Annotated in this window: 20 protein-coding genes, 1 rRNA gene, 1 pseudogene and 1 riboswitch; of the genes and pseudogenes, 7 read left to right on the forward strand and 15 right to left on the reverse strand. The window is 71.9% G+C overall.

Features of this window, described 5'->3' with window-relative positions; translation table 11 throughout:
- The first annotated feature begins 29 nt into the window (after window positions 1-29).
- Together AB0P03_RS30620 and AB0P03_RS30625 are read left to right on the forward strand one after the other, a co-directional pair.
- Complete coding sequence (locus AB0P03_RS30620; protein WP_363631922.1) at window positions 30-1,280, forward strand: MFS transporter; 1,251 nt, start codon at window positions 30-32, stop codon at window positions 1,278-1,280.
- Window positions 1,281-1,379: 99 nt separating this feature from the next.
- Window positions 1,380-1,913 (forward strand): HAD domain-containing protein, encoded by a 534-nt coding sequence (locus AB0P03_RS30625; RefSeq protein WP_063350210.1) that lies wholly within the window; start codon window positions 1,380-1,382, stop codon window positions 1,911-1,913.
- On the opposite strand, the gene AB0P03_RS30630 is transcribed toward AB0P03_RS30625, so the two are convergent.
- Together AB0P03_RS30630 and AB0P03_RS30635 are read right to left on the reverse strand one after the other, a co-directional pair.
- Complete coding sequence (locus AB0P03_RS30630) at window positions 1,891-2,679, reverse strand: CPBP family intramembrane glutamic endopeptidase (protein ID WP_363631924.1); 789 nt, start codon at window positions 2,677-2,679, stop codon at window positions 1,891-1,893. The two genes, AB0P03_RS30625 and AB0P03_RS30630, sit on opposite strands and share 23 nt — an antisense overlap.
- 77 nt (window positions 2,680-2,756) lie before the next feature.
- On the reverse strand, window positions 2,757-4,262 hold the full coding sequence (locus AB0P03_RS30635; protein WP_363631926.1) for a glutamate--cysteine ligase: 1,506 nt from the start codon (window positions 4,260-4,262) through the stop codon (window positions 2,757-2,759).
- Window positions 4,263-4,629: 367 nt separating this feature from the next.
- On the opposite strand from AB0P03_RS30635, the gene AB0P03_RS30640 reads away from it, so the two are divergent.
- Together AB0P03_RS30640 and AB0P03_RS30645 are read left to right on the forward strand one after the other, a co-directional pair.
- Complete coding sequence (locus AB0P03_RS30640; RefSeq protein WP_363631927.1) at window positions 4,630-5,202, forward strand: hypothetical protein; 573 nt, start codon at window positions 4,630-4,632, stop codon at window positions 5,200-5,202.
- 394 nt (window positions 5,203-5,596) lie between these two features.
- Window positions 5,597-5,788, forward strand: coding sequence for a DUF5999 family protein (locus AB0P03_RS30645; protein WP_363585304.1), 192 nt, complete (start codon window positions 5,597-5,599; stop codon window positions 5,786-5,788).
- Between the two features lie 91 nt (window positions 5,789-5,879).
- Here the strand turns inward: AB0P03_RS30645 and gcvP are convergent, their stop codons facing one another.
- Window positions 5,880-8,780, reverse strand: coding sequence for an aminomethyl-transferring glycine dehydrogenase (gcvP, locus tag AB0P03_RS30650; protein ID WP_363585305.1), 2,901 nt, complete (start codon window positions 8,778-8,780; stop codon window positions 5,880-5,882).
- 237 nt (window positions 8,781-9,017) lie between these two features.
- A riboswitch (glycine riboswitch) is annotated at window positions 9,018-9,121 on the reverse strand.
- A 223-nt stretch (window positions 9,122-9,344) separates the two neighbouring features.
- Between gcvP and AB0P03_RS30655 the strand changes: the two are divergent.
- From AB0P03_RS30655 to AB0P03_RS30665, 3 genes and pseudogenes are all read left to right on the forward strand, one after another.
- Window positions 9,345-9,650, forward strand: a pseudogene (locus tag AB0P03_RS30655) (PRC-barrel domain-containing protein); the annotation flags it as partial.
- On the forward strand, window positions 9,645-10,517 hold the full coding sequence (locus AB0P03_RS30660; RefSeq protein WP_363631932.1) for a YsnF/AvaK domain-containing protein: 873 nt from the start codon (window positions 9,645-9,647) through the stop codon (window positions 10,515-10,517). The pseudogene AB0P03_RS30655 and the gene AB0P03_RS30660, both read left to right, overlap by 6 nt.
- Window positions 10,518-10,696: 179 nt before the next feature.
- Complete coding sequence (locus AB0P03_RS30665; protein ID WP_363585306.1) at window positions 10,697-12,193, forward strand: MFS transporter; 1,497 nt, start codon at window positions 10,697-10,699, stop codon at window positions 12,191-12,193.
- Between the two features lie 144 nt (window positions 12,194-12,337).
- On the opposite strand, the gene AB0P03_RS30670 is transcribed toward AB0P03_RS30665, so the two are convergent.
- The 12 genes from AB0P03_RS30670 to rrf all read right to left on the reverse strand — a co-directional run.
- A complete protein-coding gene (locus AB0P03_RS30670) occupies window positions 12,338-13,765 on the reverse strand; it encodes a DNA polymerase IV (RefSeq protein ID WP_363631929.1) in 1,428 nt (475 codons plus the stop codon).
- 51 nt (window positions 13,766-13,816) lie between these two features.
- A complete protein-coding gene (locus AB0P03_RS30675) occupies window positions 13,817-14,461 on the reverse strand; it encodes an ElyC/SanA/YdcF family protein (protein ID WP_363631934.1) in 645 nt (214 codons plus the stop codon).
- A 171-nt stretch (window positions 14,462-14,632) separates the two neighbouring features.
- On the reverse strand, window positions 14,633-15,277 hold the full coding sequence (locus tag AB0P03_RS30680; RefSeq protein WP_363585308.1) for a MerR family transcriptional regulator: 645 nt from the start codon (window positions 15,275-15,277) through the stop codon (window positions 14,633-14,635).
- Between the two features lie 237 nt (window positions 15,278-15,514).
- Complete coding sequence (locus AB0P03_RS30685) at window positions 15,515-15,991, reverse strand: bifunctional nuclease family protein (protein ID WP_063350203.1); 477 nt, start codon at window positions 15,989-15,991, stop codon at window positions 15,515-15,517.
- A 133-nt stretch (window positions 15,992-16,124) separates the two neighbouring features.
- Window positions 16,125-16,820 (reverse strand): MerR family transcriptional regulator, encoded by a 696-nt coding sequence (locus tag AB0P03_RS30690; protein WP_363585318.1) that lies wholly within the window; start codon window positions 16,818-16,820, stop codon window positions 16,125-16,127.
- Window positions 16,821-16,999: 179 nt separating this feature from the next.
- Window positions 17,000-17,770, reverse strand: a complete 771-nt coding sequence (locus tag AB0P03_RS30695; RefSeq protein ID WP_363585319.1) for an FHA domain-containing protein — start codon at window positions 17,768-17,770, stop codon at window positions 17,000-17,002.
- A gap of 337 nt (window positions 17,771-18,107) precedes the next feature.
- On the reverse strand, window positions 18,108-19,208 hold the full coding sequence (locus AB0P03_RS30700; protein ID WP_363631930.1) for a DUF881 domain-containing protein: 1,101 nt from the start codon (window positions 19,206-19,208) through the stop codon (window positions 18,108-18,110).
- Window positions 19,192-19,524, reverse strand: coding sequence for a small basic family protein (locus tag AB0P03_RS30705; RefSeq protein ID WP_030062488.1), 333 nt, complete (start codon window positions 19,522-19,524; stop codon window positions 19,192-19,194). The genes AB0P03_RS30700 and AB0P03_RS30705 overlap by 17 nt, the downstream gene beginning before the upstream one ends.
- Window positions 19,521-20,615 (reverse strand): DUF881 domain-containing protein, encoded by a 1,095-nt coding sequence (locus tag AB0P03_RS30710; protein WP_363620831.1) that lies wholly within the window; start codon window positions 20,613-20,615, stop codon window positions 19,521-19,523. The genes AB0P03_RS30705 and AB0P03_RS30710 overlap by 4 nt, the downstream gene beginning before the upstream one ends.
- 168 nt (window positions 20,616-20,783) lie before the next feature.
- Complete coding sequence (locus AB0P03_RS30715) at window positions 20,784-23,279, reverse strand: mannose-1-phosphate guanyltransferase (RefSeq protein WP_063350200.1); 2,496 nt, start codon at window positions 23,277-23,279, stop codon at window positions 20,784-20,786.
- A gap of 126 nt (window positions 23,280-23,405) precedes the next feature.
- Entirely contained in the window at window positions 23,406-24,026 is a 621-nt protein-coding gene (pgsA, locus tag AB0P03_RS30720; RefSeq protein WP_063350199.1) for a CDP-diacylglycerol--glycerol-3-phosphate 3-phosphatidyltransferase, read from the reverse strand.
- Window positions 24,027-24,124: 98 nt separating this feature from the next.
- Window positions 24,125-24,211: ribosomal RNA gene (gene rrf / locus AB0P03_RS30725) — 5S ribosomal RNA — on the reverse strand; the annotation flags it as partial.

Genomic DNA, 24,211 nt, shown 5'->3' on the forward strand with positions numbered 1-24,211 from the left:
GCCGTACGAGCCGCGGCCATAGTCTCCAGGTGCCGACCCGACCTCCGCGCCCCCGCCGCCTCGCCTGGGCGAGCCGCAACTTCCGCATCCAGACCGCCGCCACCGTGGTCAGCGGCCTCGGCAACGCCGGTGCCCCCATCGCCACGGCCTTCGCCGTGCTCGGCCACGGCGGCACCACGTCCGAGGTCGGCTACGTCACCGCTGCCCGGCTGCTGCCCACCGTCCTGCTCCTGGTGGTCGGCGGTGCCCTCGCCGACCGGATGCCCCGGCACCACCTCATGGTCGCCGCCAACCTGTTCAGCGGCCTGTCCCAGGTCGTCCTGGCGGCACTGGTGCTGGCCGGGGACATCCGGCTCTGGCAGCTGATGCTGCTCTCCGCCGCCGGCGGCGCCGGGTACGCGCTCTACTCCCCCGCCTCCGGCGGCATGATGCTGCAGGCCGTCGCCCCGGAGCACGCCGCCCGGGCCTTCTCGGTGTTCCGGATGGGCCAGAACGCCTCCCAGATCGGCGGCGCCGCGCTCGGCGGCGCGCTCACCGCCGCCGTCGGCCCCGGCTGGGTGCTCGCCCTGGACGGCGCCTGCTTCCTGGTCGCCGCCTCGCTCCGGTTCTTCCTGGAGGCCGAGCAGGCGCCCGCCCCGCAGGGCCACAGCATGCTGCGCGATCTGCGGGAGGGCTGGCGGGAGTTCGCCTCCCGCCGCTGGCTCTGGGTGGTCGTGGCGCAGTTCTCCGTCCTGGTCGCCTGCATCGGCGCGGTCGAGTCGGTGTACGGGCCGACGGTCGCCAAGGAGCGCCTCGGCGGGGCGTCCGACTGGGGCCTGGCGATGGCCGCCTACGGCGTCGGGCTGGTGGTGACCGGCGTGCTGATGGCCCGCTGGCGGCCCCGCCGGATCCTGCTGGTCGGCAACTGGGGGGTGTTCCTGTTCGGCGTGCCCGCCCTGGCGCTGGCGGCGGAGGCGCCGCTGCCGCTGCTCGCCCTCGCGATGTTCCTGTCCGGGGTCGGCGTCACCGTCTTCGGCGTCAACTGGATGGTCGCGCTCCAGCAGGAGATCCCCGAGGAGATGTTCTCCCGGGTCGCCGCGTACGACGAGCTCGGCTCCTTCTCGCTGTCCCCGATCGGCATCGCGCTGGCCGGCCCGGCGGCCACGGTGCTCGGCCTCTCGGGCGCGCTGTGGGCCTGCGCCGTCGTCTGCCTGGTGCTCAGCGCGGTCGTGCTGCTGGAGCCTCAGGTCCGCCGGCTGGCCCGCAGGAGCACCGTCGACGCACCGGTGGCCGCGCCGTGAGCGCCCCGTGCGCCCCGCGTGCGCCCGGCCGTACGCAACCACTGGTACGCCAGGTTCGTCCGACCAGGTAAGTCACACCACCGTCTCTGGGGGCCACTGGTGCCGAAGCCGCTGCTGTTCCTAGACGTCGACGGGGTGCTCAACCCGGTCTGCCCGCACCCGGACGCCGGATTCGACACCCACACCCTGCTCGGCTACTCGGTGCTCCTCTCCGCCCGGCACGGCGCCTGGCTGCGCGAGCTGGCCGGCACCTACGAACTCGTGTGGGCCACCACCTGGGAGGAGCACGCCAATGCGCACATCGCCCCGGCGATCGGCCTGCCCGCCCTCCCGCTGGTCCGCTTCACCGGCGACGTCCCGCAGCCCGGTGACCCGCGCGTCCCGCTGATGGAGCTGCTCTCGGCCCGCAAGTGGGCCCCGCTGCTGCGCTACGCCGCAGGCCGCCCGTTCGCCTGGGTGGACGACGTCATCCCGCCGCGGCTGGTCCGCAACTCCCTCTGGCGCCGCGACCGCCTGCTGCTGCCGATCGACCCGGGCCCGGGCCTGGAGCGTCGGCACGTCGACCGCCTGCTCGCCCGGCCGCCGCGCACCCCGGCCGGCCGCCTCCCGCTCAGGGGGTCGGCAGCCAGCTGACGTGCCCGGCGAGCAGCGCGTACCCGACGAAGGCCACCGTGTCGATCAACGCGTGCGCCGCGACCAGCGGCATCACCCGCCCCCAGCGCCGGTAGAGCAGGCAGAACACCGCCCCCATCACCATGTTGCCGACCAGCCCGCCGACCCCCTGGTACAGGTGGTACGAGCCGCGCAGCACCGAACTCGCCACCACCGCCGCCGGCCACGACCAGCCCAGCTGCCCGAGCCGGCGCAGCAGGTAGCCGAGGACGACGACCTCCTCCAGGGAGGCGTTCTGCCACGCGGAGAGCACCAGCACCGGGATCCGCCACCACACGTCCGGCAGCCCGGACGGCGCCACCGTCAGGTTGTAGCCGGCCGCCTGCGAGGCCAGGTACAGCACCAGCCCGGAGCCGCCGATCGCGGCCGCCACGGCGGCGCCACGGCCGAGGTCGCGCAGCTTCTGCCCGAGGTCGAAGCCGAGCACCCGCAGCGCGGCGCCCTCGCGCACCAGCAGGTACCCGACCAGCACCACCGGCATCAGCCCGCGCCCGATGTAGTACAGCTGCCACACCAGGTCCAGCCAGGGCCGGCCGGGCGCCCGCGAGCCGTTCAACGTGGCGACCTGCTGGCCGAGTTGGATCGGTTCGGTGAGCGAGGCCGCGAAGCTGATCAGCGCGCTGACGCCACTGGCCCCGAGGGAGAGGCCGAGGACGATCAGCAGTTCCACGCCGAGCAGCCGGCGCGTGGGCTTCGCGGTCTCCGGTGCGGTCGGGAGGGTGGTCACGGGGGGCTCCAGCGGGGCGGGCGTCGCTCCGGCCGTCGGCCGACCGCCGGAGCGATCATCCTGACACAGCGGTCCGGCTACCCGACCGGCCAGGTGTGCACCGGCTCGCCGGTGCGCATGTGCTCGATGTAGCGCCTGGTCATCGCGGCGAGCGCGGCCGGGCGGTCCATCCCGTACTGCTCGCGCAGCCGGTGGAAGGCCGCGCTCTGCCAGGCCGCGCCGTTGGTGCGGCGCAGGCAGCGCTGCTCGATGATCCCCAGGTAGCGGTCCCGGTCGGCGGGCTCCACGCCCCACTCGTCCAGGCCCTGGTGGGCCATCGGCAACAGTTCGTTGAGCACCAGGTCGACGGCGGACACCGTGGTCAGCCCGCCGCCGCGGCCCGCCCGGCCCGCCCGCGGCCACTGGAACACCGCGTCGATGCCGTAGCGGGCGCCCTGCCGGAAGTTCTCGTCGGCCCGCTCGAACGGCAGCCGGGTCCAGACCGGCCGGGGCTGCTCGGCGAGCACCCGGACCAGCCCGTAGTAGAAGGCGGCGTTCGCGAGCGTGTCGGCCACCGTCGGCCCGGCCGGCAGCGCCCGGTTCTCCACCCGCAGGTGCGCGGTCCCGCCCGCGATGTCGTACACCGGCCGGTTCCAGCGGTAGATCGTGCCGTTGTGGAGCCGCATCTCGGCGAGCCGGGGCGCGCCGCCGGAGGCGAGCACCTTCAGCGGGTCCTCGTCGTCGCAGATCGGCAGCAGGGCGGGGAAGTACCGCAGGTTCTCCTCGAACAGGTCGTACGCCGAGTCCACCCAGCGCTCGCCGAACCAGGTGATCGGCCGGACGCCCTGCGCCTTGAGTTCCGCCGTACGGGTGTCACAGGCCTGCTGGAACAGCACCGGACGGGTCTCCCGCCACAGCTCCCGCCCGAACAGGAACGGCGAGTTGGCGCCGAGCGCGAGCTGCGCCCCGCAGATCGCCTGGGCCGCGTTCCACACCGAGGAGAAGCGTTCCGGGGTCACCTGAAGGTGCAGTTGCAGGGAGGTCGCGGCGGCCTCGGCCACCATGGTGATGGTCTCCAGCTGGAGGTGTTCGACGCCCTCGATGTCCAGCGCGATGTCCTCGCCGCGGGCGGCCAGGATCTGGTCGCTGAGCAGGCTGTAGCGCGGGTTGTGGGAGATCGCGTCCAGGCCGGTGTGACCGTGCTCCAGGGTCGGCAGGATCCCCACCATGACGATCCGGGCACCGGCCTCGGCGGCCCGCCGGTCGGCGTAGCGCAGCCCGGTTTCGAGCTCCTCGCGCAGATCCTCGAAGACGTGCCCGCACAGCCGGTGCGGCACGATGTTCACCTCGACGTTGAACTGGCCCAGTTCGGTCTGGAAGTCGCTGGAGCCGATCGCGCTCAGCACCTGCGCGTTGCGCAGTGCCGGCAGGCCGTCCTCGTCGGCCAGGTTGAGCTCGATCTCCAGGCCCATGACCGCCCGCGGCCGGTCGAACCGGTCCTCGCGCAGCATCCGCCCCAGCGCGTCGAGGCAGGCCTGGAGCTTGCGCCGGTACAGCTGCCGGTCCGCCAGATCAGCCCGAGTCGCCACGACCTTCTCGCCCACGGTCCCCTCCTCCTGAGACACCGGCCGACCCGACCGTGCAAGCATCATGCCCACCTCGAAGATCGATACCCGAATGCTCGTACTGGCTTGCAATGCAAGGAAACTGACGGATATTCAGCAGATCTGCCGACTTGCCCGGCGCCACCGCCTGTGATAAACAGGTCACCCTGCGCACCTGTTCGATAGAATTCGCACTGCGCTCCGGCCGGCCCGCTCCGCCTCGAAACCCTCGTCGACGGCGGCGACCGCGCCGGCACCGCGATCATGCACAACCGGACACGGCCAGGTCCCGTCACCGATGACACGCCGCGCCACGCCGGTATGCCGCACTCGCACGCCGATCTCGCACGGAGAGGCGGACCCCGCCATGACTCTGCAGACCCCCCAGCCCCCGCCGAGCGCCCTGCGCGCCGTCCTGGCCGCACTCGACTCGGAGACCGCGCTGCGCCAACCCGCCGCCGCAGCACTGCGCCATCCGGTCGGCCCGCTGCTCCCCGCGCACCCGCTCGCCGTCCACGTCCTGGACGGGCCGCGCCCGGAGCTGCGCGCCGCCCGCCGGACGGGCTGGCGCTTCCTGATCAAGGACGGCGCCGAGGTCGCCGCCGCCGCGGAGGTCGTCCAGGCCGTCGAGGGCCACACCTTCTCGCACTTCACCGCCGGCCCCTACCTCGACTCGACGGTCCGGGCGCTGCGCCAGGCCTGGCAGCTCGCCCAGGGCTCCCGGTCCCGCCAGCAGCCCCGGCTGCTGACCTTCCCCGGGCAGTACGCGACGGCACTGTGGCTGCACGGCCCCGACGCCGACCCGGCCGCCGACCAGCTGATCCCGCTGGCCCCGGCCCCGCTCGGCGTCACCGCGCACCGCGCCTACCCGGCCGGCGAGCTGCTGCCGCTGCTCACCCGGGCGCCGCTCGCCAAGCCACTGCTGCTCGGCTCCTCCTGAGCCGACCCCACGCCGCCGGGCCGCCGGGCCACCACCCGGGGGCCCGGCGGCGTGCGCGTCGCCCTCGCCCGCCCGAACCACCCGGACGGGCCATCCGCCCTGACCTCCTCGGGCCATGCCGCAGCTGACCCATCGGTGCGCCGTTTCCCGCCGGACCCACCTGAACGGGTGATCTCTACCCGGGAGTTGTGGCGCATGTCACGAAATCCCTGCGCGCGCGACCGTAGATGCCGACACTGGGAACCAGCGTGGAAGGACCACCTGTCCTACCCACTTGAGCGCCGGTCCACACCTGGTCGGCGCGCGGACAGGATCCGGCTACCGCGGCGGCTCCCGACGGCTCCGCCGGCGGCCGCACCACGGGGGAGGATCGCAGAGCGAAGCGAGGGTACGTATGTGCCAGCACCGTCCTGAGTGCCCGTCGGCCGAGTCCGAGGACCGCGAGGCGGCCGTCACGGTGGCCTGCCACCCGGAGCAGGGCTGGAGCCTGCTCTGCAACGGCGTCGTGCTGTTCGAGGACACCGGAGAGCTGCTGCCCGACGGCCGGGTGATCGCGCCGCGCCGCCCCGTCGCCCGCGCGGCCTGACCGCACCGGCGGGGGCAGCCGCCGAACGACGACAACGGGCAGGGCCCCGACGGTACGTGCCGTCGGGGCCCTGCCGTACGTCCGGTCCGGATCAGACGCCGTACTCCTCCAGCGGCGGGCAGGAGCAGACCAGGTTGCGGTCGCCGTACGCGCCGTCGATCCGGCTGACCGGCGGCCAGTACTTGTCCGCCGGGTTCACGCCCGCCGGGAAGACCGCCTCCTGCCGCGAGTAGCCGTGCGCCCAGTCGCCGGCCAGCTCGGCGGCGGTGTGCGGGGCGTTGCGCAGCGGGTTGTCCGCGGCCGCCCACTCGCCCGAGCCGACCTTGTCGATCTCGGCCCGGATCTCGATCATCGCGTCGCAGAACCGGTCGATCTCGTGCAGGTCCTCGGACTCGGTCGGCTCGATCATCAGCGTGCCGGCCACCGGGAAGGACATCGTCGGCGCGTGGAAGCCGTAGTCGATCAGGCGCTTGGCGATGTCGTCCACCGTCACGCCCGTCTCCTTGGTCAGCGGGCGCAGGTCGATGATGCACTCGTGCGCGACCAGCCCGCCGGGGCCGGTGTAGAGCACCGGGAAGTGCGGTGCCAGCCGCTTGGCGATGTAGTTGGCGTTCAGCACCGCGACCTGCGTCGCGCGCTTGAGGCCCTCGCCGCCCATCAGCCGGACGTACGCCCAGGAGATCGGCAGGATGGCCGCCGAGCCCCACGGCGCCGCCGAGATCGGGCCGACCCCGGTGGCCGGACCGGCCTCCGGCTGCAGCGGGTGGTTCGGCAGGTACGGCGCCAGGTGGGCGCGCACCGCGACCGGGCCGACGCCCGGGCCGCCGCCGCCGTGCGGGATGCAGAAGGTCTTGTGCAGGTTCAGGTGCGAGACGTCCGCGCCGAACTTGCCCGGCTTGGCGAGGCCGACCAGGGCGTTCAGGTTGGCGCCGTCCACGTACACCTGGCCGCCGGCCTCGTGCACCAGGGCGCAGATGTCGGTGATCTGGGTCTCGTACACGCCGTGGGTGGACGGGTAGGTGACCATCAGCACGGAGAGGCTGTCCCGGTGCTGCTCGATCTTGGCCTTCAGGTCCTCGACGTCCACGTCACCGTCGACCAGGGTCTTCACCACGACCACGCGCATGCCGGCCATCACCGCGGAGGCCGCGTTGGTGCCGTGCGCGGAGGACGGGATCAGGCAGACGTCGCGCTGGGTGTCGCCGTTGGCGTGGTGGTAGGCGCGGACGGCCAGCAGGCCGGCCAGCTCGCCCTGCGAGCCCGCGTTCGGCTGGATCGAGACGGCGTCGTAGCCGGTCACCTCGACCAGCTGGCGCTCCAGCTCGCGGATCAGGCTGAGGTAGCCCTGGGCCTGCTCGATCGGCGCGAAGGGGTGCAGCTGGCCGAACTCCGGCCAGGTGACGGCCTCCATCTCGGTGGTCGCGTTGAGCTTCATGGTGCAGGAGCCCAGCGGGATCATGCCGCGGTCCAGCGCGTAGTCCCGGTCCGACAGGCGGCGCAGGTAGCGCAGCATGGCGGTCTCCGAGCGGTGGCTGTGGAAGACCGGGTGGGTCAGGTACTCGTCCTGGCGCAGCAGCGCGGCCGGCAGCGCGTCGGCGCCCTCGGCGACCTCGACCGCGGGGACGCCGAACGCGGCCCAGACGGCGGCGAGGTGCTCGCGGGTGGTGGTCTCGTCGGTGGAGACCGAGATCCGGTCCGCGCCGTCCTGGTGGACGTTGACGCCGTTGGCGCGGGCGGCGGCCGCGATCTCGGCGGCACGGCCCGGGACGACGGCGGTGACGGTGTCGAAGAACTCGCCGTGCAGCAGCTCGACGCCGCCGGCCCGCAGGCCCTCGGCGAGGGCGGCGGCGTAGCGGTGGGTGCGGCGGGCGATGTCGGCCAGGCCGTCCGGACCGTGGTAGACGGCGTACATCGAGGCCATGACGGCGAGCAGCACCTGGGCGGTGCAGATGTTGCTGGTGGCCTTCTCGCGGCGGATGTGCTGCTCGCGGGTCTGCAGCGCCAGGCGGTAGGCGCGGTTGCCGTCGGCGTCGACCGAGACGCCGACCAGGCGGCCGGGCAGCGAGCGGGCGTACTCGGCGCGCACCGACAGGTAGCCGGCGTGCGGGCCGCCGAAGCCCATCGGCACGCCGAAGCGCTGCGAGGTGCCGCAGGCGATGTCGGCGCCGAGCGAGCCCGGCGAGGCGAGCAGGGTCAGCGCCAGCAGGTCGGCGGCGACCGCGACGATCGCTCCGAGGCCGTGCGCCTGCTCGATGACCGGGGTGAGGTCGCGGACCACACCGGTGGCGCCCGGGTACTGGAGCAGCACGCCGAAGACGCCGCGCTCGGCGATCTCGGCCGGGATGCCCTCGGACAGGTCGGCGACGACGACCTCGACACCGGTCGGCACCGCGCGGGTGTTGATCACCGCGGTGGTCTGCGGCAGGGTCTCGGCGTCGACCAGGAAGACGCCGCCCTTGACCTTGGTGACGCGGCGGGCGAGCGCCATCGCCTCGGCGGCCGCCGTGCCCTCGTCGAGCAGCGAGGAGCCGGAGGTCGGCAGGCCGGTCAGGTCGGAGACCAGGGTCTGGAAGTTGAGCAGCGCCTCCAGGCGGCCCTGGGAGATCTCCGGCTGGTACGGCGTGTAGGCGGTGTACCAGGCCGGGTTCTCCATGACGTTGCGCAGGATCACCGGCGGGGTGAAGGTGCCGTAGTAGCCCAGGCCGATCATCGGCTGGAGCACCTGGTTGCGGCTCGCCAGCTCGCGCAGTTCGGCGAGCACCTGCGCCTCGCTGCGGCCGCCGGGCAGGTCCAGGCCGGTGATGGAGCGGATCGCCTCGGGAACGGCGGTGGCGGCGAGTTCGTCCAGCGAGCCGTAGCCGATGGACGCCAGCATCTTCTGCTGCGCGGCGTCGTCGGGGCCGATGTGGCGGTTCTCGAAGGGGCTGGCCAGCTCAAGCTCGGTGAGGGTCGAGGCGCCGGTGGGGCGTCCCGCGTTCGGCTGGGCGTTCATGGTGGTCGAGGCCTCCTGGTCACGGACCGGCGGGGGTGCGCACGCCGACCGGCCGGAGCCGCTGCGGACAGCGGCTCGACCCGGGCGGGCGAACCCGACAGGCCTCCCCCTCTGTCATCGGGACCTGAGAGCTTCACCCGCACGGCGCGCTGTGGGCACGCCGCCGGCTTGCACCGTCGGTGAGGGTGGTGCCCGTCGGCTCCCTGCCGACGGTCCTGCCCTGCTTTCCAGAGTGACCTACCCCACACGGTACGGATGCCTGAGAGATTCCGGGGAGGAGTTGCTCCTTCGGCGCCCCGACCAGCGCTTTCCGTGGCCGGGGACTCTCCCGAGCGGGCTCGGCGGTCGCCGCCCAGGGTACCAGCGGCAGGCCCCCTGATCACGGTCGCGTCGGGTCGCTCGGGGTCTACGCGCGTCCCCCGGACGGTCCAGCCCGGAGCCCGTCCGGCGCACCCCGGTCGCGCCCGTCCGATTCATGGCCTTTGGTGTGAAGTGGCAGGCGGAACGGGTGCTCCGGCCACGGTCCTGCGGGAGTTCCGCAGGCGCAGCGCACTGGAGGAAAGAGTGCAAACCGATATCGATCCCCGGGACCTCATCGGCCACAAGGCGGTCGACCGCAACGGAGACAAGATCGGCACGGTCGACGAGGTCTACCTGGACGACGCCACCGGCCAGCCGGAGTGGGCAGCCGTCCGGACCGGCATCTTCGGCCGGGACGCCTTCGTCCCGCTCACCACCAGCGAGTTCTCCGGCGACGAGCTCCGGGTGCCGTACGACAAGTCGCTGGTGAAGGAGTCGCCGGACTTCGGCGTCGGCCAGCACCTGTCGCCCGCCCAGGAGCTCCAGCTCTACCGCTACTACGGCCTGGACACCCCGGCGAACGGCCGCCCGGTCGGCCGGGACAGTGACCTCCCGGTCGGTCGGGACGGCGACCGGCCCGTCAGTCGTGAGGGTGACCGGCCGGCCGGCCGCGAGAGTGACCGCCCGGTCGGCCGGGACGGCGACCGACCCGCGCGCCCCGACCTCGACTTCGGCACCACCTCGGCGGCCGAGCCCGTGAAGCCCATCGCCTTCCACTCCCTCGACCCCGCCCCGACCACCACCCCTGCCGACCCCACCGGCACCGCGACGGAGGTCAGCGTGCGGACCCTCAACACCCCCGCACCCGCGGCCGCCCCCACGACGACCGAGCCCAAGCCGCAACCCGCCCCGATCGTGACGACCACCGCGACCACGAACTCGGCCGTGGCCCCGCCGGCCTCGGAGCGCTCGACCGGTCCGGCCCCGTCGTCCCCCAACGGCCCGGTGGAGATCACCTGCCGCGAGGAGCGCCTGGACATCACCACGGACTGGCACATCGTGGGCACCGCGAAGCTGCGCAAGTACGTGACCAGCGAGCAGGTCGAGCGCCGCGTCCCGGTGGTCCGCGAGCGCGTCCGGGTGGAGCGGATGCCGGTGAGCGAGGCCGAGCGCGCCTCGCTCACCGAGAAGGAGATCGCCGAGGCGGTGGAGGAGGTCACCCTGCGCGAGGAGCGCCCGGTGGTCCGCAAGTACCTCACCCCGATCGAGCGGGTCCGCCTGGTGGTGGAGCGCTACACCGCCGAGGAGGTGATCCGGGACGAGCTGCGCCGCGAGCACGTCGAGATCCACGACAACACCGCCGCCGCCCCGGCGACCCCGGTGGCCACGCCGGCGGCCGAGGCCCCCCGCCCGGCCGTGCTGCGCCCGTTCGCCTGACCCCTCGCCCCAGGGCCCCGGACCCATCGGTCCGGGGCCCTCGGCATGCCTCGTCCCGGTCGCCGCCCGGCCGGAATCCTTCGATTTTGCCAAAGCGTCACCAATGGATATTTGACACTCTGAAGTATCTCCCGGCATGGTTACTTCAGTTCATTCACTATGTACGGGAGGAAGCAACCGTGAGTGAGGCACCACAGCCCACCACCGCGGCCGAGAAGCAGAGCAGCGCCCGGGTCCTGCCGGCCCTCATCCTGGCGATGCTGTCGTTCAGCGTGGTGCAGACCGCGGTCGTCCCGATCCTGCCCTCGCTGGCCAAGGAACTGAGCGTCTCCGCGTCCAGCGTCACCTGGCTCATGACCGCCAACCTGCTCTCCGCCGCCGTGCTGACTCCCCTGCTGGGCCGCTTCGGCGACCTCCGGGGCCGTAAGCCGATGCTGCTGATCTCGCTGGCCGGTCTGGTCGCCGGCTCGGCACTGGCGGTCAGCACCCACTCCTTCACCTGGCTGGTCGTCGCCCGCGTCCTTCAGGGCGCCGGCGGTGGCGTGCTCCCGCTGGCGATCAGCATCGTCCGCGACGAGCTGCCCAAGCAGAAGGTGACCGGCGGCGTCGCCGCCATCAGTGCCTCGATGGGTGTCGGCTCCGGCCTCGGCCTGGTCGCGACCGGTCTCCTGCTGGAGCACTGGAGCTACAAGTCGATCTTCTGGATGGGCCTGGTCTTCGGCCTGATCGCGGTCGCCCTGGTCGCGTTCCGCGTCCCGTCCGACCCGGTCACCGACAAGGAGGGCGGCGCCGACCCGCTCGGCGCCCTCACCCTGGCCGGCTGGCTCTCCGCGCTGCTCGTCGCGGTCAGCCAGGGCAACCACTGGGGCTGGACCTCGACCAAGACCCTCGGCCTGTTCGCCGTGGCCGCCGTCGTCGCCCTGATCTGGGGGGTCATCGAGACCAAGGTCGCGCACCCCCTGGTGGACATGAAGATGATGTCCCGTCCGGCCGTCGCCTTCACCAACCTGGCCGGCCTGCTGATCGGCTTCGGCATGTACGGCTCGTTCATGGTGATCAGCAACTTCGCCCAGACCCCGGAGAAGCTCACCCACTACGGCTTCACCGCGACCGTCCTGCATGCCGGTCTGCTGCTGCTGCCGTCCGCGATCGGCTCGATGGTGGCGGCTCCGGTCGGCGCGATGCTGATCGCCCGCCGCGGCCCGCGCCTGCCGCTGGTCCTCGGTGGCGTCCTGGGTGCCGTCGCGATGGCCTACCTGGCCGTGCGGCACAGCCACGAGGGCGACATCTACACCTCCTCGGCGATCTTCGGCCTCGGCATCGGCCTGGCGTTCTCCGCGATGCCGGCCTACATCAACGGCGCCGTCCCGGTGGAGCAGAGCGGCATCGCCAACGGCATGAACGCCGTGCTGCGCACCGTCGGTGGCGCGATCGGCACCGCCGTGATGGCCGCCATCCTGACCGGCGACACCATGAAGCTGCCGCCGCAGATCCCGCTGCTGCTGCCCACGCTGGACGCCTACAAGCACGCGTTCTGGGCCGCGGCCGTCGTCTGCGCCGTCGCCGGCGTCGTCCCGTTCCTGATCCGCGGCGTCAAGCCGGCCGCCACCGTCGTCGCCTCGGGCGGGACGGCCGAGCGGAACTCCAGCCCCGAGCTGGCCAAGACCGACGCCTGACCAGGCGTCCGGCCGCCGCGCTCAGGGACAGGGCGCGGCGGCCCGGCCTTCGGACGGTCGCGAGGGCATCACGACCGCACGAAGTCCGGCACGGTATGCGGCCCCAACCGGTACTCCCCCCACCGGTCGGGGCCGCTTCGCGTTTCACACCCCCGGCGCCCCCGTCTCCTCCGGCCCCTCCCTCTCCCCGGGCGCCCCCGTCTCCTCCGGCCCCTCGGCCCCCCAAAGCGGCAGCGGACGGGCCGGTTCCAGCGCCGGATCGTCCACCGCGAAGGTCCGGATGCGCCCCGGCCCGCTCCACGGCGTCTCGAACCGCACGGTGACCCGCCCGACACCGCTGCCCTGCACCCACCCGGGCCCCAGCTCGGTATGGCGGACGTCCTGCCCGGGCATCCAGCGGCGCGGCGCGACCGCCTCCGGTTCCTCCTCGGCCGTCTCGACCTCCGCCTCCGCGTGCTCGGCCGCCTCCTCCCGCAGGGCCTGCGCGAACAAGTCCTCCTGGGTGTAGTCGGCCAGCTGGGCGACCCCCACCCCGAGCAGCCGCACCCCGCCGGTGATGTCCACCTGGGAGGCCAGCCGACGCGCCGTCTCGATGACCACCGCCTCGTCGTCGGTGGGCCCGCGCAGCGTCTCCGAACGGGTCAGCGTCGAGAAGTCGAACCGCCGGACCTTGAGCACCACCGTCCGCCCCGAGCGCCCGGCCGCGCGCAGCCGCCGCACGCACCGGGCGGCCAGCACCTCCACCTCGCGCAGCACCCGCTCCCGGTCGGCGAGGTCCACCTCGAAGGTGTCCTCCACCGAGACCGACTTGGCGTCCTGGTCGGCCACCACCGGCCGGTCGTCCAGCCCTATCGACATCTGGTGCACACCCGCGCCGTGCGCCCGCCCGAGCAGCTGCACCAGTTCGCCCTCCCCCGCCTCGGCGAGGTCCGCCACGGTGTTCAGTCCGGCCCGCCGCAGCACCTGTTCGGTGGCCGGCCCGATCCCGGGCAGCGCCCGGACCGGCATCGGGCCGAGCACGGCCCGTTCCTGCCCGGGTTCGATCAGCACCAGCCCGTCCGGTTTGGCCTGCTCGGAGGCGATCTTCGCCATCAGCTTGGATCCGGCCGCCCCGACCGACCCGGTCAGCCCGGTGCGCCGCTGGATGTCCGCCCGCAGGTCCTCCGCCAGGGCGAGCACCAGCCGCTCCCCGGTCTCGTGGTCGGACTCCGCCAGCACCGGACCGTAGGGGCCGGCCTCCAGGTCGACGAAGGCCTCGTCCAGGCTGAGCGGCTGCACCAGCGGCGACAGCTCGCGCAGCAGACCCATCACGAGCTCGCTGACCTGCCTGTAGGCCTCGAACCGGCCGCTCAGAAAGGCCGCGTTGGGGCAGAGCCGGCGCGCCTGCGCCATCGGCATCGCCGAGTGCACCCCGAACCTCCGCGCCTCGTACGAGGCGGTGGAGACCACCCCGCGCCCGCCGAGCCCGCCGACGACCACCGGTTTGCCGCGCAGGCTCGGCTTGGCCGCCTGCTCCACCGCCGCGAAGAAGGCGTCCATGTCGAGGTGGATGATGCTCGGCAGTGATCGCACCCGCCGATCATCCCGCAGGGGTCCGACAATGCGTACGAACCCGGGCAGGCCCTAGCGCTGCGCGGCGTCCGCCAGCGCCTTCGGGATGCCGTCCTCCCGGGGGCCGAGGAACAGCGGGTCCGGCCGCAGCCAGGCGTTGACCGCCGCCTTGCCCGCCCCGGGGATCTCCCGCAGCCCGCCGTACAGCCAAGTGCCGTCGTGCGGTTCCGGCACCCCGACCGCGTACGCGTCGATGCCCGCCGCCTCGCACAGGGCCAGCGCCCGGCGGACGTGGAAGTCCTGGCTGACCAGCACCGCCCGCTCCACCCCGAAGACCCGCCGGGCCCGGGTGCAGGAGTTCCAGGTGTCGAAGCCCGCGTAGTCGCCCACCACCCGGACCGCCGGCACCCCGTGCTCGATCAGGTACGTCCGCATCGCGTCCGGCTCGTCGTAGCTGTCCCGGCCGTTGTCGCCGGTCACCAGGATCGCCTGCACCTTCCCCGCCCGGTACAGGTCCAGCGCCGCGCTCAGCCGGTGCTCCAGGTACGGCGACGGCTTGCCCTGGTCCAGCCCGGCGCCGAAGACCACCGCGACCGGCGCGGACGGCACGCCGGCCACCGTGCCGACCCGGTCCCCGGCCAAGCACCACAGCCACGCGCTCGGCGCCAGCGCCAGCGAGCAGAGCACCGTCGCCGTCTGGAAGGCCCTGCGCTGCACGGACCGCCGCCGAAACCGGACCTTCAGCAGCCCGCCCCGACGCCGCAGCAGACCCGCTATCCCGGTGCCGAACCCCACGTGTCCTCCCTCGATCGCCTCACCAGGCGCAACGACGAGGCCGCGGGCCCGGACGGTTCCCCGTCAGGGCCCGCGGCCTCGTCAGTTCTGCGTTCAGACCGCCCGGTTGCGCCGCTGGGCCAGCTCGTCGGACGGGTCGTGGCCGACCAGCGTCTCGCCGGTGTCGGTGCGCTCCGCGTGCAGCCGCCCGAGCGTCAGCTCCAGCTCCCGCCAGACCGCTCCGACCGCGATGCCGAACACGCCCTGACCGCCCTTCAGCAGGTCCACCACCTGCTGCGGTGTGGTGCACTCGTACACCGTCGCGCCGTCGCACATCAGCGTCATCCCGGCCAGGTCGCCCTGCTCGGCCGCCTGCAGATGGGCGACCGCCACCCGGATGTTCTGCAGCGAGACGCCCGCGTCGAGCAGCCGCTTCACGATCTTCAGCAGCAGGATGTCGCGGAAGCTGTAGAGCCGCTGGCTGGTGGCCGGGTACGCCGAACGGACGCTGGGCTCCAGCAGTCCGGTCCGGGCCCAGTAGTCCAGCTGGCGGTACGTGATGCCGGCCGCCGCGCAGGCCGTCGGACCGCGGTAGCCGATCAGTTCGGACGTCGGGGCCAGCCGCTCGATGGCGGGCTGACCGGGCTGCACGGCCGGGAACCTGCCCACCCGGGGCAGGTCCGTCACGGTGCGAGCGGTGCGCGGCAGGTGCACGGCACACAGGCCTCCCACGGCCGTGTCATCGCCGGTGCTGCTCATGCCTGCCTCCGTCCACTGGTGCTGCGGGCAACCCGAACTGCGGGCATCGGTCACCCGGACAGCCACTCCTGACGGTAGGCAGTCCCCTATGACCCGTCAACGATCGCCACGCCGGGCCAGCCAAACCACATCACTCAGGAGAGTGGTTTTTCGTGCCCCTAGTGTGGGTAGGTCGACGGTTTTTGGCAAAACGGCAAGCCAAACAACGGCCTGACCTGTAGGGAAATCCGGTTCGCACTACTGCGGACCGCTGCCCCCGAAGTCCTCGGGCGACACCTGGTCGAGGAACTCGCGGAACTTCTCGACCTCGTCCTCCTGCTCGTCCGGGATCGCGATGCCCGCCTCGGCGAGCACCTCCTCGCTCCCGTAGATCGGCGTGCCGGTGCGCAGGGCCAGCGCTATCGCGTCGGACGGCCGGGCGCTCACCTCGACCCCGCCGGTGAAGACCAGCTCGGCGTAGAAGACGCCCTCCCGCAGGTCGGTGATCCGGACCTCGGTGAGCTGCTGCCCGAGCGCCTCCAGGACGTCCTTGAACAGGTCGTGCGTCAGCGGGCGGACCGGCGTCATGCCCTGCTGGGCGAAGGCGATCGCGGTCGCCTCGCCGGGACCGATCCAGATCGGCAGGTACCGATCGCCCCCGACCTCCCGCAGCAGCACGATCGGCTGGTTGGAAGGCATCTCCACTCGGACACCCACGACGTCGAGCTCATTCACACAGGCAACCCTATGGCTCAGGCCCCGGATATGAAAGCGCAGGGCCGACGCCGCTGGTCAGCGCGGTGCACGCCGACCGCCCGGGGTCTGGACAGCCACCCCGCAGGAGCCCCGCGGGAATCCCACGGGGACGCTATCCGCGGCTGCGCAGACCGGCCTGGACCATCGCCGCGTGCAGCCGCACGGACAGTGTCGCCAGCTCCCGCGCGGTGGCCTCGGCATGGGCCCTGGTCTGCGGGTTCCGGTGCCGGCGCAGTGGCGCCACCACCTGTTCCACCAGCGCGATCTCCCGATCCGCCGCGGCCTTCATGGCCCGCAGGTGCCGCGGTTCCAGCCCGTACCGGCCGAGTTCCGCGACCAGCCGGGCCACCTGCAGCGCCTCGCCGTCGTACCCGCCGTCCGGACCGGGCGCGACCAGACCGTAGGACTCCCATTCGGACAGCTCGCGCTCACCGGACTCGGCGGCCGCCAGCAGTTCGGCACGCCCCAGCCGGACTCCGGACGGGACGTCGGCCGAGGCCCCCAGCTCCCGGTCCGCTTCCTCCACCGGCCCGGGTCGGGTGTCGGCGGAGGGCGGCAGCGCGGGCGGTGCCTCACCGCGCTCGATGGCGTCCAGGTGCTCGCGGATCACCCGCAGCGGCAGGTAGTGGTCACGCTGCATCCGCAGGACGTAGGCCAGCCGCTCGACGTCGGCCGGGCTGAACTTGCGGTACCCCGAGGGCGTGCGCTGCGGCTCGACCAGCCCCTCCGCCTCCAGGAACCTGATCTTGGAGATGGTGACCTCGGGGAAGTCGTCGCGCAGGAAGGTCAACACCGCGCCGATGCTCAGCAGCTCGTCACCGCCGCGCCGCCGCCCACCCGGCCGGTCCGGGCGGACCGGCTGCCTGGGGCCCGCGACCACCCCGCGCGCGCCGCGGTCCGCGTGCGGACCGGACGATGCGGGGGTGGCCGCCCCGAGAGAAGATGAAGGGGTATTCGTACTCACTCGGGCTCCTACCGACGTTGGGTTCAGTACCCCCGGTTGTGGCCGGCGAAGAACACCAGCCGGTACTTCCCGATCTGCACCTCGTCACCGTTGTTCAGCGACACCTCGTCGATCCGCTCCCGGTTGACGTAGGTGCCGTTGAGGCTGCCGACGTCCGCGACGCTGAACCCGGCCTGCGTCCGACGGAACTCCACGTGGCGCCGCGAGACCGTGACGTCGTCCAGGAAGATGTCGCCCTGCGGGTGACGGCCGGCCGTGGTGACGTCCGAGTCCAGCAGGAAGCGGCTGCCCGAGTTCGGACCGCGCTGGACGATCAGCAGGGCCGAGCCCGGCGGCAGCGCGTCGATCGCCGACAGCACCTCGGCCGACAGGGCCGGCGTCGCGCCGGTGCCGGTCGTGGTGTTGGGGTCGTACGACTCCAGGCCGGAGATGGAGATGGTCGACGTGGTCTCCGCCGCCCCCTCTGGAAGCAGGCCACCGCGCAGGGCCGTACCGCAGTTGGAGCAGAACCGGGCCGATGACGGGTTCTGGTTGCCGCACCTGGGGCACGGAGTGGGGCCAGCCATGTTCACAGCCTCCTGGCGCGGCACACCCGACGGGTTGTGCCCGGCGTACGGATCGGGGGCAAACCCTCCACCAGAGGTTGAGGGTCCTGACTGGAAACCTATGCGCGGGTCGCCGGAAGGGTCAACCGACGCGCCGTAGCCCACCGGATTCCCTGCGTACTGGGCGGCGGCGCCGTCCCGGAACAGCTGCTGCTCGGCGTACGGCGCCCCCTCTGGAGCGGGGCGCATGCCCGGCACGGCGGCCTCGTCCTCGGGCCGGCGGTGCCGCGCGGTCGGCGCCTCGACGGAGGCCGCGCCACGGCCCTTGTTACGACCGAACAACTTCGAGAAGAAACTCACGGGCGAATCCCCTTGCGTGTGACAGACCCGCCCGCGGGGCAGGGTGAGAACCTCGGACAGACTGCGGGCCCGGTTGCGGATCGGGCCTGCTGGAGTGGTACTCCGACGGTTGGTACTGCTGTTGGTGCTCCGGTGCGTGCTGGTACGACCCAGTCTCGCCCACGCGACGGCGGCGCCCCGCACCGGGTGCCGCCCGCAGGTGACGGGCCGTTCGTCGGGCGCCCCGTCACTTCGAAGCCGGCTTGGCGTACTGCGGCGTCTTCAGATCCACGAGGGCGTCCACGACCACCTTCTGCTGCTGGGTGATCGTCGCCCGCGCCTGGTGACTCTCCAGAGTACGGACGACACCCCCCGGGATGTTCAGCGCGGGTGTCAGATCCTGCGGGTTCCCCACGACGGTGAACCGATAGGGCTGCGAGACCTTCTTCCCGTCGATCTGCACCCCGCCGCCCGACACGTCGGTGAAGTAGGTGTTGACCACCACGCGCACATCGTTGATCTGAATCGCCTCCGCCCCTGCCGCTCGAAGTTCTTGCAGGGTGTCCAGCAGCATATCTGCCTTCACCTGCCCTTGGGGATCATCGACCGTGAGTACGATGCCCGGACCAGTGGCTTTGACGGTACCGGCGAGCACGCCGAGCTCCGTCGCCTTCTTCCTGGTCTGCTCCTGGGCCTCCTTGGCCTGGTTGGAACTGTTCTCCAACTTGGCCAGGGACTGCTCCAACTCCGCCTTCTCCTGCTGAAGACGCTGCTGACGGCTGTCCAGTTCGTCGAGGATGCGCACCAGGTCCTCCTGGCGGGCCCCGCGGAGCTGGCTGTGGTGGTCGTTGGTCGACCGCACCTGGATCGCCAGCCCCAGACCGAGCGAGAACAGCAGCAGCGCCACCACCAGCTGCCCGCGCGACATCCGCGGCGGCCACAGGGCTGCCTTGAGGCGCCGCCGTCCCGCACCGCGGTCCAGGGCGGCCGGCTCCACCACGGGCTCAGGCTCGGGCTCAGACGCAGGCTCGGGCGCAGGCGCTGCGGCCTTCGCGAGCCGCACCGCGGGCGTGGGCGCCGCCTCCGCATCAAGCTCAGGCTTAGCGTCAGACTTCGCCGCAGCCTGTTCCTCGGGCTCCCCCACCGCCGCCACGGGCCCCTCGGCCCTCCCCGGCTCCTCGGCCGGTTCGGCGCGCTGGACCTCCCCGGCCCCGTCCACCGGCTCGGCCGGGCCCGCCTCGGCCGCCGACTCCGGCCCCGGCGCCTCGGCAGCCCGCTCCGACGCCTTCCCGCCGCCGTCCGCGTGCTCCTCCGCCGCCCCGCGGCCCGGCTCAGGCGCGGAAGACATGGCGCCGAATCGCGGCCGCGTTGGAGAAGATGCGGATGCCGAGGACGACGACCACACCCGTGGACAGCTGCGAGCCGACGCCCAGCTGGTCACCGAGGAAGACGATCAGTGCCGCGACCACCACGTTCGACAGGAACGAGACGATGAACACCTTGTCGTTGAAGATCCCGTCCAGCATCGCCCGGACGCCGCCGAACACGGCATCCAGCGCCGCCACCACCGCGATCGGCAGGTACGGCACGACGGCGTCCGGCACCTCGGGCTGGACGAAGAGTCCGACGACCACCCCGATCACGAGACCCAGTACGGCAATCACGGTCTAGCTGCTCCTGTCCCTGCGGACGACGACCCGGTCGGGGCCGTCGTGGACGAGTGGGCTGTCGTGGTCTTCGCGGACCCGCTCGGCGTACGCCGACCGGTGCTGCCCGCAGACGGTGAAACGGACGCGCTCGGGCTCCCGGAGGTTCCGGCGGTGGGTGACGGCGTCGGGGTGACCGAAGCCGCCGACGGGGACGCCGGGGGCGAGGGCTCGGGCGTGACCGGCTGGGCGGTCCGCAGCGTCACGCCCACCGCGGCCGGCAGCGTCAGGCTCTTCTGCGCGGACATGGTCGACTTGATGCCGTACTTCTCCTGGAGCAGCCGCAGGTACTGCCCGGCCATGTCGTTCTCGAAGGCGGTGAGCAGCTTCGGCCCATCCCCGATCGCCTGGATGTTGTACGGCGGGACGAGCGGTCGGTTGTCCACCAGCACCGCCTCTCCCGCAGCCCGGATCGCCGAGAGCGCGGTGAGCCGCTGACCGTTGATCGCCACGGCTTCCGCACCGGATCCCCACAGGCCGTTCACCACCAGCTGGAGGTCGCGGTCCCGCAGCCGGCCGCTGTTGGAGAAGCCCTGCCCGGCCCGCGGGTCGACGTTTCCCCCGCCGCCGGTCCCCGCCGCGTCCTCCAGGACCAGCTTGACGCCCGGCCCCGCGACCTCGCCCAGGCCCACCGCGCCGGTCAGACCTCCCTGGTCGCCGTCGCCCGTGGCGAGCGCCTGCTGCTGCGTGCTCTCGACCTTGCGCCGCAGGTCCTGGACCTGCTGCTGGAGGTGGTCGGCCGAGCCGTTGGTGTCGTTGATCCGGTGGATCAGCGCGTCCCGTTCCTTGGCCAGCGTCGGCTCCGCCTTGTGCGCGTTCACCGCGCCGACCGTCACCACGACCCCGACCAACGCCAGCCCGGCGGCCAGCGTGAGCAGGCCTCGGGCCGTCCTGGGTATCCGGCTGTCGTGGTCTCCGCCCCGCGCTGCGGCCGCCTCGGCGTAGCCCTCGTCGAGGCTGTGGTCCATGACGTTGGTCAGCAGGGACATCGAGGCGTCCGGGCGGTTGTACCGTCCGTTCGGGGCACTCGGCGTCGGCGTCGCTGGCATGCGGACCATCGTCCCACGTCGGCGAAGGGGCCCGCGCACACCCCTTGAGCTGCACACACGACACAAAGTGACGGATCATTGCGAACAGTGTGAAAACGGACAGCGGGGCGCGCGGACCATGCCGCGCGCCCCGACCGTCAGGACCGTCGGACGATCAGGCCGGTGTCGTCACCTCCCGGCCCCGTCGACCACCGCCGCCCACTCGTCCAGCAGCGCCTCCGTGGCCTCGTCGTCCGGACCCTCTGCCCACAGGTGGGTGGTCGCCTCGGCCGGGTCCGGCAGCACCAGCGTCCAGCGCCCGTCCGCCTCGACGACCCGGACGCCGTCGGTGGTGTCCAGCCGCCGACTGCCGGCCGCCTCGACCACCGAGCGCATCACCATCCCCTTGGCCGCCCACGGCGTCGCCAGGTCCCGACGACGGATGTGCGCCTGCGGGATGCGCGCGTCGATCTGGCTCAGCGTGAGCTGGGTCCGCGCCACCAGGCCGACCAACCGCACGAAGGCCGCGGCCCCGTCCAGCACTCCGCTGAACTCCGGCACCACGAACCCGCCGCGCCCGTCCCCACCGAACACCGTGCCCTCGGTGGCGGCCGCCTTCGCCAGGTCGTCCGGCGTCGTCGTGGTCCAGATGACCTGGGTGCCGTGGTACGCGGCGACCTGCTCGGCGATCCGGGTCGTGGTCACCGGCAGCGCCACCTGCCCGCTGCGCCGTTCTGCCGCGACCAGGTCCAGCAGCACCAGCAACGCCCGGTCGTCGTCGATCACCCGGCCCAGTTCGTCGACGAACGCGACCCGCTCGCCGACCGGGTCGAAGCGGACGCCGAAGGCCGCCCGGGAGGAGGCCACCAGCTCACCGAGCCTGGCCAGCCCGGCCCGCCGCTCCTCCGCGTCCTCCGTCGGCCGCGCCTCGTCCAGCCCGCTGGAGACGGTGAGCGCCTCCACTCCGAGCCGTCCGAGGATGCTCGGCAGAACCAGGCCGGCGCTGCCGTGCGCGGTGTCCACGACCACCTTCAGTCCGGCCTCCCGGACCCCGGTGGTGTCGACGGCCCGCAGCAGGTTGCCCGCGTAGGAGTCGAAGACGCTGGACGGGAAGGTCAGGTCCCCGATCTCACCGGGGAAGGCCCGCCGGTACTCCTGGCGCGCGTACACGCGGTCCAGCTTGCGCTGGCCGGCCTGCGAGAGATCGGCCCCGCGCTCGTCGAAGAAGAGGATGTCCAGAGAGTCGGGCACCCCCGGCGTGGTCCGCAGGAAGATCCCGCCCGCACTCCCTCGGGCGGTGTGCTGCCGGGCCACCGGCATCGGCACGTTCTCCAGGTCGCGGACGTCTATGGCCGACGTCTGGAGCGCCGAAATCATCGCCCGTTTGAGCGCACGCGCACCACGCGAGTGGTCACGCGCAATGGTGACGGTCGCCCCCTTCTTCAGGGTCGTGGCGTACGCGCCGGCCAACCGCACGGCCAGTTCCGGGGTGATCTCGACGTTCAGAATCCCCGACACGCCACGCACGCCGAACAGGTGCTCCTGGCCGCGGGACTCCCAGATCACCGACGTGTTGACAACGGCGCCGGCCTCGATGGTCTTGAACGGATAGACCCGGACGTTCGCACCGATGATCGACTCCTCGCCGATCAGGCACTCGTCCCCGATCACCGCGCCGTCCTCGATCCGGGCGGCCCGCATCACGTCGGTGTTCTTTCCGACCACGCAGCCGCGCAGATTGCTCTGCGGCCCGATGTAGACGTTGTCGTGCACGACCGCCTTGTGGAGGAAGGCCCCGCGCTTGACCACCACGTTGCTGCCGAGCACGGTGTGCTCGCGGATCTCGACGCCGGCCTCGACCTTGGCGTAGTCCCCGATGTACAGCGGCCCACGCAGCACGGCCTCCGGGTCCACCTCCGCGCCCTCGGCCACCCAGACGCCCGGCGAGATCTCGAACCCGTCGAGCTCGACGTCGACCTTGCCCTCCAGGACGTCCGCCTGGGCCTTGCCGTAGCTCTCGTGGGTGCCCACGTCCTCCCAGTAGCCCTCGGCGACGTAGCCGTAGACCCGCTTGCCCTCCTTCAACAATTGCGGGAAGACGTCACTCGACCAGTCGACGGACTCACCTGCCGCGACGTAGTCGAAGACCTCTGGTTCCATCACGTAGATACCGGTGTTCACAGTGTCCGAGAAGACCTGCCCCCAGGTCGGCTTCTCCAGGAAGCGCTCGACCCGTCCGTCGTCGTCCGTGATCGTGATACCGAACTCGAGGGGATTCGGCACCCTGGTGAGACAGACGGTGACCAGCGCGTTCTTGCTGCGGTGAAAGTCGATCAATTCCGAGAGGTCGAAGTCGGTCAGTGCGTCACCGGAGATCACCAGAAAGGAGTCGTCCTTCAACGCGTCCTCGGCGTTCTTGACACTCCCCGCGGTACCTAGCGGCGTCTCCTCGTGGGCATAGGTCAGATGCATGCCCAGGTCCTCGCCGTCACCGAAGTAGTTCTTGACCAGTGAGGCCAGGAACTGGACGGTGACGACGGTGTCGGAGAGGCCGTGCCGCTTCAGCAGCCGAAGCACGTGCTCCATGATCGGCCTGTTGGCGACCGGAAGCAGCGGCTTCGGCATGCTGGAGGTCATCGGGCGGAGTCGGGTTCCTTCGCCCCCTGCCATGACAACGGCTTTCATTACGGGTGCGTCCTCCTTTGCGGTGGTGGACCTACAGAGGTCCATCAAACCGTTCCAGAGGGATCCCTACCCGGAAGGTATCGTCCGACGCACCGATACGGCGTGGGACTTCTCTCAGATCACGTCTCAGACTGCGGACGCGGAGCCCGTCGAGCCCGCACGGGTGATCCGCCGGGCCTGAACCGCGTAAAGAATACCGGCCCACCAGTACAATGTGGTCCCCCACCAGATGAAGGCCCAGCTCACCACCTCGGCCGGCCGAGCGATCCAGCTGTCCACGCTGCCGAGCAGGAGAAGCGGAAACGCGTACATCAGATTGAAGGTCGCGGCCTTCCCCAGAAAACTCACCTGAAGCGGCCCGTAACCGTGCCGGTTCAAAATGGGCAGCAGCGCGCCGATAAACACTTCCCGGGCCAGCAGAATCGCCGTCACCCACCACGGAAGAATCTCACGCCAGGTCAAACCGACCAACGTGGACAGCACGTAGAGCCGGTCGGCCAGCGGATCGAGCAGCTGCCCCACCCGGCTGACCTGCCCCCATCGCCGCGCGAGTTTCCCGTCGAGGTAGTCGCTGACACCGCTCAGCATCAGGATCAGCAGCGCCCAACCATCGTTGTTGGGGCCGTCGAAAACCGGCCAGAGAATCAGCCAGAGAAAAAGCGGAACACCGACCAGCCGGCCCATGCTGAGCAGGTTGGGGATGGTGAGGACGCGATCGGTCTGGACCCGCGTCTCCTGGACCTCCACCCGGGGGCCTCCTGTCCCGTGTGACGACAATGCACGTTGACCCTACAACAGAAAAGCCCCCGCCAGGTTCACCCGGCGGGGGCTTCTCTCGAATGATTGTTCGGCGGCGTCCTACTCTCCCACAGGGTCCCCCCTGCAGTACCATCGGCGCTGTAAGGCTTAGCTTCCGGGTTCGGAATGTAACC

Source organism: Kitasatospora sp. NPDC088779, assembly GCF_040685395.1.
In the GTDB taxonomy this organism is placed as follows: Bacteria; Actinomycetota; Actinomycetes; order Streptomycetales; family Streptomycetaceae; genus Kitasatospora.

Bases quoted from the DNA above. Each gene is read 5' to 3' on its own strand.
- AB0P03_RS30640 (WP_363631927.1), top strand. From the start codon at position 4,630: ATGACTCTGCAGACCCCCCAGCCCCCGCCGAGCGCCCTGCGCGCCGTC.
- AB0P03_RS30645 (WP_363585304.1), top strand. From the start codon at position 5,597: ATGTGCCAGCACCGTCCTGAGTGCCCGTCGGCCGAGTCCGAGGACCGC.
- gcvP (WP_363585305.1), bottom strand. From the start codon at position 8,780: ATGAACGCCCAGCCGAACGCGGGACGCCCCACCGGCGCCTCGACCCTC.
- AB0P03_RS30680 (WP_363585308.1), bottom strand. From the start codon at position 15,277: ATGAGCAGCACCGGCGATGACACGGCCGTGGGAGGCCTGTGTGCCGTG.
- AB0P03_RS30695 (WP_363585319.1), bottom strand. From the start codon at position 17,770: ATGCGCCCCGCTCCAGAGGGGGCGCCGTACGCCGAGCAGCAGCTGTTC.
- AB0P03_RS30700 (WP_363631930.1), bottom strand. From the start codon at position 19,208: ATGTCTTCCGCGCCTGAGCCGGGCCGCGGGGCGGCGGAGGAGCACGCG.
- AB0P03_RS30710 (WP_363620831.1), bottom strand. From the start codon at position 20,615: ATGCCAGCGACGCCGACGCCGAGTGCCCCGAACGGACGGTACAACCGC.
- AB0P03_RS30715 (WP_063350200.1), bottom strand. From the start codon at position 23,279: ATGAAAGCCGTTGTCATGGCAGGGGGCGAAGGAACCCGACTCCGCCCG.